Origin of the sequence: Flavobacterium sp., from assembly GCF_003525665.1 — a bacterium.
Lineage (GTDB): Bacteria > Bacteroidota > Bacteroidia > Flavobacteriales > Flavobacteriaceae > Flavobacterium.
The window spans coordinates 17,978-27,792 of the sequence record NZ_DQDX01000121.1; the positions used below are offsets into that span (position 1 = coordinate 17,978).

Here is a 9,815-nt window from a genome sequence, read left to right on the forward strand (position 1 = left end):
TTCAGTCTCAGTTTTCAGTTTTCAGTTTTTGGCCTTGTTTATCCACCCAGTTTGTCATTCCGTAGGAATCTCATTAGAATGTGAATAAAGTCCAATTTTTCAGTTTCCAGTTAGTTGTAATTCGTGTAATTTCAAAGCAATCTAATTCGTGCAAATTCGTGCAATTCGTGTCTAAAAAAACGTGTCTAAAACAATCAACGTCGTTTAAAAATCTTATAAATTTCAATCCACATCACAGAAATAAAAGCAATTAAAATACTGAATCCGATTTGAGTATAATCAACAATTTCGAACAAAAAGAATTTGGAGAAAACAGGAACAAAAAGTAGGAGCGAAGTAACGGCAATTGTGATCCCAATAATCAATAAAACCAAATTGTTTTTATACCGAATCGTAGTAAAAATGGAATAATAAAACGAACGATTTTCCAACGTAAGAAAAATATTTGAAGCAATTAATGTCAGGAAAATAGAAGTTCGCGTATACGTTTCCGAAAAATTATTTTGCACACAATATTGGTACATAAACAACAATCCCATAGTAATTGCCAATCCTTGAATAATACTAATAGTTATCTCTTTAATATTGAAAAAAGTATTCGTTAAAGGTCTTGGTTTTTCTAGCATTAAATTGCTTTCCATAGGTTCGTTTTCATAAATAATAGAACATGTTGGACCCATAATTATTTCGAGAAATATTATATGAACTGGCGTAAAAATATTTGGATACATCCAGCCCAAAGCCAACGGAATAAACACAACCAAAATTATTGGAATATGAATTGAAATGATATATTGAATGGCTTTTTTCAAATTCACATAGATTTTTCTTCCCATCGCAATAGCATCGGTCATTTTTGCAAAATCATCGTCAATCAAAATTAAATTAGCTGCTTGTTTTGCAATTTCGGTTCCTTTTTTACCCATAGCAATTCCAATATGTGCCGATTTTAAAGCTGGTCCATCGTTTACACCATCGCCAGTCATGGCTACAATCTGATTATTGTCTTTTAAAGCTTGAATAATTTTCAACTTGGCTTCGGGAAACATTCTTGTAAAAATGGCAGTTTCCATAACTTTTACTTTCAAAGTTGCTTCGTCCATCGCCATTAATTCGTCACCATTCAACACTTTATCAGCATCTTTAAAACCTATTTGCTTTGCAATAGTTGTGGTAGTTTGCGCATTGTCGCCAGTTACAATTTTTACTTGAATTCCGGCTTTGTAAAACGTTTCAAATACTTCTTGAATATTTGCTTTTGGTGGATCGTAAAACGCAACCAAACCTTTGAAAGTAAATTTAAATTCCTGTTGCGTTTTAGGATAATTCGTCCCAGAAAATTCGGTTATGCCAACGCCCAGAACCCGATAACCTTCGTTAGCCATTTTTTCAATAGCAACTAAAACTTGTTTCTTTTCACTTTCAGATAAATGACTGACAGCAATAATTGCTTCTGGTGCGCCTTTGGCAGCAATGATTTTTTTACCTTTTGAATCTTCAAAAACATGCGTCATCATAGGCGGTTTTCCATCCAAGGGATATTCGTGTACCAATTTAAAATTGGGTCTTTCGTCAACTGATTCTAATTTGGCGTAAGCCTCATGAATTGCAATCTCCATGGCATCAAACGGAATGGGTTCGCTCGACCACATGGCATAATTTAAAACTTCTTCGGCTTCTGGATTGAGCTTTTCTTTGGTGTCAACAATGGCATCCGATTTGAAAAGGTACAATTGCGCCAAACTCATTTTGTTTTCTGTAATTGTTCCAGTTTTATCGGTACAAATAACGGTGGCACTTCCTAATGTTTCAACGGTTTTTGTTTGTTTGGTTATGATTCCCATTTTCATCAATCGCCACGCGCCAAGTGCCATAAAAGATGCAAAGGCAACCGGAATCTCTTCGGGAATAACACTCATAGCAATCGTTAACGCTTTCAATAAACTATCTAAAATACTTTTAGATTGAAAATAATTTATTGCCCAAACTATTACGAAAATTACCAATCCAATGATGGACATTTTGGTTACAAAATTTGTAATCTGAATTTGTAATGGCGTTTTTTCTTCGGCAATAGTCTCAATACTCTTACCGATTTTACCTATTTGAGTTTGGTTTCCAATGGCTGTAACTTCGCAAATTGCTAAACCAGTTGCAACGATTGTTCCTTGAAAAACTTGCTTAATTTCTGATGCTTCATTCTTAAAAACCGATAAAGATTCGCCAGTGAGAATAGCCTCGTTTACCGAAAAATCATTCGATTGAATTATGGTTGCATCGGCAGGAACAAACGTACCTTCTTCTACTTGAATAAAATCGCCAAGTACAATTTCTTCACTCGGAATTTCCACTAATTCACCGTTTCTTATTACTTTGCTTTTGGGTTGTGATAGTTTTTTGAGCGATTCAATAGCATTTCTACTTCGTGCTTCTTGAAAAAGTGAAATCGCTGCAACCAAAAAGATTGCAACTGTCATGAAAATTCCATCACCATAATCGCCAGAAATGTAGTAAATACTTGCAGCAGCGACCAATAAAAGAAACATAGGTTCTTTAACCATTTCAAGTAATGACATCAAAAAATGATTCTTTTTTTGGTGTTCCAATGAGTTAGAACCGTTTTTAGTTCTGGAGGAAATTACTTCTTCATTTGAAAGTCCTGTAATTTTTTTTTGTTCTTTCGTCATCACTAAAAGTTTAGTTTATACTAAAGATACGACTTTTTTAGAAGCTATTGTTAATTAAAATTTATTAATTAGCAATCCTATCATCATCGCAATTCCAAAACTTAGCATGGTTCCAATCAAGACATATTCGGTTTTAATGGTGTCGGTATCTTTGTATCTTAAAATTGATTTTGCTGCGATTAAAAAGCCAACAACTTCCAATTTTCCTATGATTACGAAAGTTAAAACTAAAATTCGTTCCAAAATACCAATCAGTTTTCCGGCATTTTTAAGTTCGGCAGAAGTGTCCGAAATGCTTTCAATTTTGCCAACAACAAGTGTTTCTCTGATAAAAATATTCGTTGGTTTTATACAAATTAAATAGCCTAATATAATAGCTAACCATTTTATAGAAAGAGGAACATTCCAAATAGTATTCGATTCGAAATAGCGATTAAAAATCCAAACAAAGAATAAAATGACCAATAGATGCAAAATTTGATCAATAAAAAATGCAAATCTACTTGTGTTCAAGCTTTTTTTCAAACCGTCAATTGAATAATGAAGAATTGAAATGGCCAATGCACAAAAGAAAAAGTTGATGTCAAAAGATAAAATCCAGGCACAAATAAAAGTGATTAATGCATGTTTCAATAAGAATTTACTTTTAAAACCATTCTCGTTTTTTTCTTTGGAACTGGCATCCGTTTGAAAAAAATAATCACTCATAACATGAGCAATCACTTGAAGTATAAGTAGTTTTACCATATTTTACGCAATGCTAAAAAAGTTGATTTAAAATAGGAAGTTGCGCGTTCTATAGCATTCCAACCTACGCTGCTTAATTGCTTGTTTACTGTTGGTTGTTTTATATTTAATTTTGTGGCTATTTCTTTTTCGCTATTTCCTAGTAAACGAAGATATAAAATTTCACATTGTTTTGCAGTAGCATTGTTTAATAAAACATCAAGCAAACCCAAAATGCAATTTATGTTATCGTTTAATTTTTCATCACCAGAATTAAAGAAAAGGGTGTTTTTTATTACAATTCGTTCTTTGTTGTAAGTTGGTCGTTCTTCACTAATTTTTCTGCCCGAATAATAAATTGCTTCACCATCGATAACTTCACTTACTTTATCATACCTTGTTAATTCGCCGTAACCAAGAGCCAAGCGAATGCCATAATTTTTAAAGTATTTACTTCTTGAAGCTTCAATTTTCGAATCTATAAAAATTGATTTTATATAGCATTTAATAATGATTGCAACGGCTAAAGCTTCATGAGGATTTTCTACAACCATTTCTAGATAATCACCTTTTATTATTCTTCCATAAATAAAGAAATCCTTTTCTAGTAGTGAAATTAATGCTTTTAATTCCAACTCTAAAACTGATTTCTCCTCATCGGTTAAGCTTGTTGAAGCAATGATATCGCCTGATAAAACTATTTTATTATTCATATATGGAAAATTTATTTTTGAGGTTATATATGTTATCGCCTTTTTATTTATTGGGGTTTGTTTGCGCAAACTTGTCTTATTGGCGATTTCATCATAAATCTCTTTAACAAAACAAATATATAGCTTTTTTTTGGTATAAATACATTTTATAGCCTTTTTTAGTTATAAATATACTTTATAGCCTTTTTATGGTATATTTTAAATAAATTTTCTTACAATAAAAAAGAATGGATATAAAACTAATCACTATTAATTAATTACTATTCACTTTTTCACTATATTTGCACGCAATTTAACTACAACTACAAATTGCAATGAAAGCACACACTTCCAAAATCGTTGGCGAAGGTTTAACCTATGACGATGTACTGCTAATCCCAAATTATTCTGAAGTTTTACCGCGCGAAGTCAATATCCAATCGAAAATATCTCGAAATATTTCACTTAATGTTCCTATCGTTTCCGCAGCAATGGATACTGTAACAGAAAGTTCTATGGCAATTGCAATGGCACAAGAAGGTGGAATTGGTGTTTTGCACAAAAACATGACTATTGAGCAACAAGCTGCAAAAGTTAGAAAAGTAAAACGTGCCGAAGCAGGAATGATTATCGATCCAGTAACTTTGCCTTTAAATTCAACTGTTGGTGATGCTAAAATGTTGATGAAAGAACACGGAATTGGTGGAATTCCAGTAGTTGATGAAAACGGAACTTTAAAAGGAATTGTTACTAATAGAGATTTGCGTTTTGAGAAAATCAATTCGCGTTCTATTTTAGAAGTAATGACATCTCAAAATTTAGTTACCGCTGCCGAAGGAACGACTTTGCAAGAAGCAGAAGGAATTTTGCAACAAAATAAAATTGAAAAATTACCAGTAGTTGATGCCAATTATAAATTAGTTGGATTAATTACGTTTAGAGATATTACCAAGTTGGCTCAAAAACCAGTAGCGAACAAAGATACATTTGGACGTTTACGCGTTGCTGCTGCTCTTGGAGTTACTGCTGATGCATTGGAAAGAGCAACTGCTTTAGTAAATGCAGGAGTTGATGCCGTAATTATTGATACAGCTCACGGACATACAAAAGGTGTAGTTGATGTTTTGAAAATTGTAAAAGCTAAATTTCCAAATCTTGATGTTATTGTTGGAAATATTGCAACAGCCGAAGCCGCTTTATATTTAGTAGAAAATGGTGCCGATGGTGTAAAAGTCGGAATTGGTCCAGGTTCTATTTGTACTACAAGAGTTGTTGCTGGAGTTGGATTTCCACAATTTTCTGCAGTTTTAGAAGTTGCTGCTGCGTTGCGCGGAACTGGAGTTCCAGTAATTGCTGATGGTGGAATTCGTTACACAGGAGATATTCCAAAAGCGATTGCTGCTGGAGCTGATTGTGTAATGCTTGGTTCACTTTTAGCAGGAACAAAAGAATCTCCAGGAGAAACAATTATTTTTGAAGGAAGAAAATTTAAATCGTATCGCGGAATGGGTTCTGTGGAAGCCATGCAAGAAGGTTCAAAAGATAGATATTTCCAAGATGTGGAAGACGATATTAAAAAATTAGTTCCAGAAGGAATTGTAGGTCGTGTTCCATACAAAGGAGAATTGAATGAAAGCATGCAACAATTTGTTGGCGGACTTCGTGCCGGAATGGGTTATTGCGGAGCAAAAGATATTCCAACATTACAAGAAACAGGAAGATTTGTAAGAATTACAGCAAGCGGAATTGGTGAAAGTCATCCTCATAATGTTACAATTACTAAAGAAGCTCCTAATTATTCAAGGTAATTTTTTAGAAATTATATAAAAACACAAAAGGCATAAGTTTACTTCTTATGCCTTTTTTAGTATTCTATACTTTAAGAAACTCAGCAATTTTTTTCTTTTCGCCAGCAATCCATAATATGTCGCTGTCTTCTAGAATTAAATGCGATTCTGGATTTAAAATACGTTTTCCGTTGCGTTCGATTCCAACGATAATGCCATGCGTTTTTTCTCTAATTCCTGATTCACGGATACTTTTTCCGATGCAAACACGGTTCTTAAGTTCAAGTTTTTGCAAAATAATGTCAGATTGTTCTACTTCTTCAGGAACATCAATTTCATTTTTATCCAAATAAATTTTGAATTCTTTTACCTGATCGTCGGTTCCAATTACACTGATTTCGTCACCCGGAAACAATCGTTCGGTTCTAATTGGAATATTTATTAAAACATCACCTCTTCGAATGGAAGCAATGTTAATTCCGAATTGTTCTCTAATCGATAATTCTTCTAATGTTTTTCCTGCCAAATTCGATTCTCGTGCAATATCAAATTCAGCCATATGTCCGTCCCAAGGTGATAAAGTGCTTTGTCTTTTATTTTCTTTTCGAGTTTCTCTATCATTAAAATTGCTTATGAAATGACTTTCAATTTTGTTGTAAACCGCATGAAGTCTTTTTGGAAATAGAATATAAGCACCAATTGCAATTAAGAACGCTACAACCGCAACTCCAGAAGAGAAAAAAGTATTTAAAATGAATCCGATATAAAATAAGGTAAGCGCTATTCTCAAAAGAACCAACATAATTATCGGACCTTGATGCTTCTTTTCTTGCAACAGAATTCCAACTTGTTCAACGGCAACTCTTCGTAAAGATAATGCCCAAAGAAATGGAGATAGTATAACCAAAGTTATTAAGGCAGCAATCGCATGTCCAAATTTGGAACCTTGAACCATTGGCAGAATAAAATTTGACGAAAGTAAAATAATAGCAACAATGATTATCGAATGAATTATTACTTGCATCAAATAACTTCGCAATACAATTTGCCAATTGCTTTTTGATTTAATTTCTTCTGTATTGGCGCTGTAAAGCTGTATTCTTTTTACCCATTTTTTAGGTAGTTTTTTCTCAATAAAACTAGAAAAAGGCACAGCAAATTTCACCATAAAAGGCGTTGTAAAAGTAGTAATAGCAGAAACTGCAACAACAATTGGATATAGAAAGTCGCTAGTTACTTTTAATGTTGTACCCAATGTTGCAATGATGAAAGAGAATTCACCAATTTGCGACAAACTCATTCCAGCTTGAATGGATTGCTTTAATGGCTGACCAGAAAGTAAAGATCCAATTGTTGAACTTATTGATTGTCCTAAGATTACTACTAAAGTCAAAATGGCTACTGGAAACGCATATTCAACTAAAGTATCAGGATTAATCAACATTCCGACCGATACAAAGAAAACAGCTCCAAATAAATCTTTTACAGGTTTTACTAAATGTTCGATGTGTTCGGCTTGCGTAGTTTCGGCAATAATCGAACCCATGATAAATGCTCCAAGTGCTGGTGAAAATCCTACGCCTGCTGCAAAAATTACCATTAATAAACAAAGTGCCAACGAAATAATAAGCATCATTTCATCGGTTAATAAATGTTTGGCCTTTTTAAGAAGAGTTGGAATAAAGAAGATTCCGACTACAAACCAAATCGTTAGAAAGAAGATCAATTTTAAAACAGAAAGCACCAATTCCATTCCTGAAAATTGCTGACTTACCGCAATTGTAGAAAGTAAAACCATCATTAAAATGGCGATAATGTCTTGTACAATTAAAGAACCAATTACATTTCCTGCAAATTTTTGCGATTTTACGCCAAGTTCATCGAAGGTTTTTAAGATGATTGTCGTTGATGAAATGGATAGAATTACACCCAAAAAAATACTGTTCATTTTGTTCCAATCCATCAATTGACCAACAAAATAACCAATGACGACCATTGTAATTATCTGGGTAAATGCTGTTATAGAAGCAGTTCCGCCAACTTTCATGAGTTTTTTAAAACTGAATTCTAATCCCAAACTAAACAAGAGAAATATCACACCAATTTCTGCCCAAACTTCAACGCTGTGAATGTCTTTTACCGTTGGAAAAAAATCAAACTGATTGCCAGCCAAAAATCCCGCAACCAAATAGCCAAGGACCAAAGGTTGTTTCAACATTCTAAAAAGTAAAACTGCAATTGCCGCAGTAATTAGGATCAAACCTAAATCACTGATTAAATCAGGTAAATGGACGGCAGAAGCAGCTAATGATATTGGCATAGATTTGAATTTTTACTAAAATAGCAAAAAATCTGCTTTTATCAAAATGACAAAAGCAGATTTAAAGAAATTATAACAGATTTTAGAATGAAAAAATGTCTATGTTGAATGCAATTTGATACTAAATTCCCAAATAATTACTCGGCGTAATTTGCATCAATTCGGCTTTAATTTCATCCGAAACATTTAGTGTTTGAATAAAATTATGAATTGCTTCTTTATTGATAACCGTGTTAGTTCTAGTTAAATCTTTCAACGCTTCATACGGATTTGGATACGCTTCACGACGTAAAATCGTTTGAATTGCTTCTGCAACAACTGCCCAATTTTTTTCTAAATCCTCGGCAAATTTAGCTTCGTTTAAAAGCAATTTGTTCAATCCTTTTAATGTCGCTTCAAATGCTATTAAAGTGTGACCAATTGGAACTCCAATATTTCGTAAAACCGTACTGTCAGTTAAATCACGTTGTAATCTTGAAATAGGTAATTTGGCAGAAAGATGTTCGAAAATAGCGTTGGCAATTCCTAAATTTCCTTCAGAATTTTCAAAATCAATCGGATTTACTTTGTGTGGCATTGCCGATGAACCAATTTCTCCAGCTTTGATTTTTTGTTTGAAATATTCCATTGAAACATACGTCCAAATATCTCTATCTAAATCAATTAATATGGTATTAATTCGTTTTAGTGCATCGAAAAATGCAGCAAAATGATCGTAATGTTCTATTTGAGTTGTTGGAAATGAATGGTGTAATCCTAAAATAGATTCAACAAAATCGGTTCCAAATTTTTTCCAATCGGTGTTTGGATAGGCTACATGATGTGCGTTGAAATTTCCAGTTGCACCACCAAATTTTGCCGCAAACGGAATGTTGAACAACAAACGCATTTGCTCTTCTAGACGTTCTACAAAAACCAAAATTTCTTTTCCCAATCGAGTAGGAGAAGCTGGCTGACCATGCGTTCTAGCCAATAACGGAATGTCTTTCCATTCAACGCTAAGTTCTTTTAATTTTGAAATTACAGCAATTAATCCAGGTAAATAAGCTTTTTCAAAAGCGTCTTTTGTAGAAAGCGGAATCGCAGTATTATTGATGTCTTGAGAAGTCAATCCGAAGTGGATGAACTCTTTGTATTGTTCTAAACCTAAAGCATCAAATTTAGTTTTGATGAAATATTCAACGGCTTTTACATCGTGATTGGTTGTTTTTTCGGTTTCTTTTATCCAAAGCGCATCTTCAGTAGAAAAGTTGGTATAAATTTTACGTAAATCATCAAATGTTGCTTTATTTACGCCAGAAAGTTGAGGTAAATCGGCTTCACAAAGCGCAATAAAATATTCAACTTCTACTAAAACTCTGTATTTTATAAGTGCTTCTTCTGAAAAGAATTGTGATAAAGAAACGGTTTTGCTTCTATATCTTCCGTCAATGGGAGAAATAGCGTTTAATTCTGTTAGTTGCATTGTTGTTGTGTGTTTACTCTGAATTTGTTTCAGAATCTAGTTGTTTTGAAAACGCAAATTTAGTTAAACGATTTTAGAAAATAGAACATACAACAAAGAAAATAGACTAAACAAAAAATCTATATTCTATTTTCTATA

6 protein-coding genes are annotated in these 9,815 nt (G+C 33.2%); 1 reads left to right on the top strand and 5 read right to left on the bottom strand.

Features of this window, described 5'->3' with window-relative positions; translation table 11 throughout:
- Positions 1–194: 194 nt before the first annotated feature.
- The 3 genes from DIU01_RS08740 to DIU01_RS08750 are packed head-to-tail and all read right to left on the bottom strand — an operon-like array spanning position 195 to position 4,126.
- Positions 195–2,687 (bottom strand): cation-translocating P-type ATPase, encoded by a 2,493-nt coding sequence (locus tag DIU01_RS08740; protein WP_290833562.1) that lies wholly within the window; start codon positions 2,685–2,687, stop codon positions 195–197.
- Between the two features lie 54 nt (positions 2,688–2,741).
- The gene (locus tag DIU01_RS08745) at positions 2,742–3,434 is read right to left on the bottom strand and encodes a DUF3307 domain-containing protein (RefSeq protein ID WP_290833564.1); all 693 of its coding nucleotides are present in this window, start codon (positions 3,432–3,434) and stop codon (positions 2,742–2,744) included.
- Positions 3,428–4,126 (bottom strand): fumarate hydratase, encoded by a 699-nt coding sequence (locus DIU01_RS08750; RefSeq protein WP_290833566.1) that lies wholly within the window; start codon positions 4,124–4,126, stop codon positions 3,428–3,430. The genes DIU01_RS08745 and DIU01_RS08750 overlap by 7 nt, the downstream gene beginning before the upstream one ends.
- 314 nt (positions 4,127–4,440) lie before the next feature.
- Between DIU01_RS08750 and guaB the strand changes: the two genes are divergently transcribed.
- On the top strand, positions 4,441–5,913 hold the full coding sequence (gene guaB / locus DIU01_RS08755) for an IMP dehydrogenase (RefSeq protein WP_290833568.1): 1,473 nt from the start codon (positions 4,441–4,443) through the stop codon (positions 5,911–5,913).
- 64 nt (positions 5,914–5,977) lie between these two features.
- On the opposite strand, the gene DIU01_RS08760 is transcribed toward guaB, so the two are convergent.
- Positions 5,978–8,212 carry a cation:proton antiporter gene (locus DIU01_RS08760; RefSeq protein ID WP_290833570.1) on the bottom strand — a complete coding sequence of 745 codons (2,235 nt, stop codon included), beginning with the start codon at positions 8,210–8,212 and terminating at the stop codon, positions 5,978–5,980.
- 121 nt (positions 8,213–8,333) lie between these two features.
- Positions 8,334–9,677, bottom strand: coding sequence for an adenylosuccinate lyase (purB, locus tag DIU01_RS08765; protein WP_290833572.1), 1,344 nt, complete (start codon positions 9,675–9,677; stop codon positions 8,334–8,336).
- Positions 9,678–9,815: the final 138 nt, after the last annotated feature.

Bases quoted from the DNA above. Each gene is read 5' to 3' on its own strand.
- DIU01_RS08740 (WP_290833562.1), bottom strand. From the start codon at position 2,687: ATGACGAAAGAACAAAAAAAAATTACAGGACTTTCAAATGAAGAAGTA.
- DIU01_RS08745 (WP_290833564.1), bottom strand. From the start codon at position 3,434: ATGGTAAAACTACTTATACTTCAAGTGATTGCTCATGTTATGAGTGAT.
- DIU01_RS08750 (WP_290833566.1), bottom strand. From the start codon at position 4,126: ATGAATAATAAAATAGTTTTATCAGGCGATATCATTGCTTCAACAAGC.
- purB (WP_290833572.1), bottom strand. From the start codon at position 9,677: ATGCAACTAACAGAATTAAACGCTATTTCTCCCATTGACGGAAGATAT.
- guaB (WP_290833568.1), top strand. From the start codon at position 4,441: ATGAAAGCACACACTTCCAAAATCGTTGGCGAAGGTTTAACCTATGAC.
- DIU01_RS08760 (WP_290833570.1), bottom strand. From the start codon at position 8,212: ATGCCAATATCATTAGCTGCTTCTGCCGTCCATTTACCTGATTTAATC.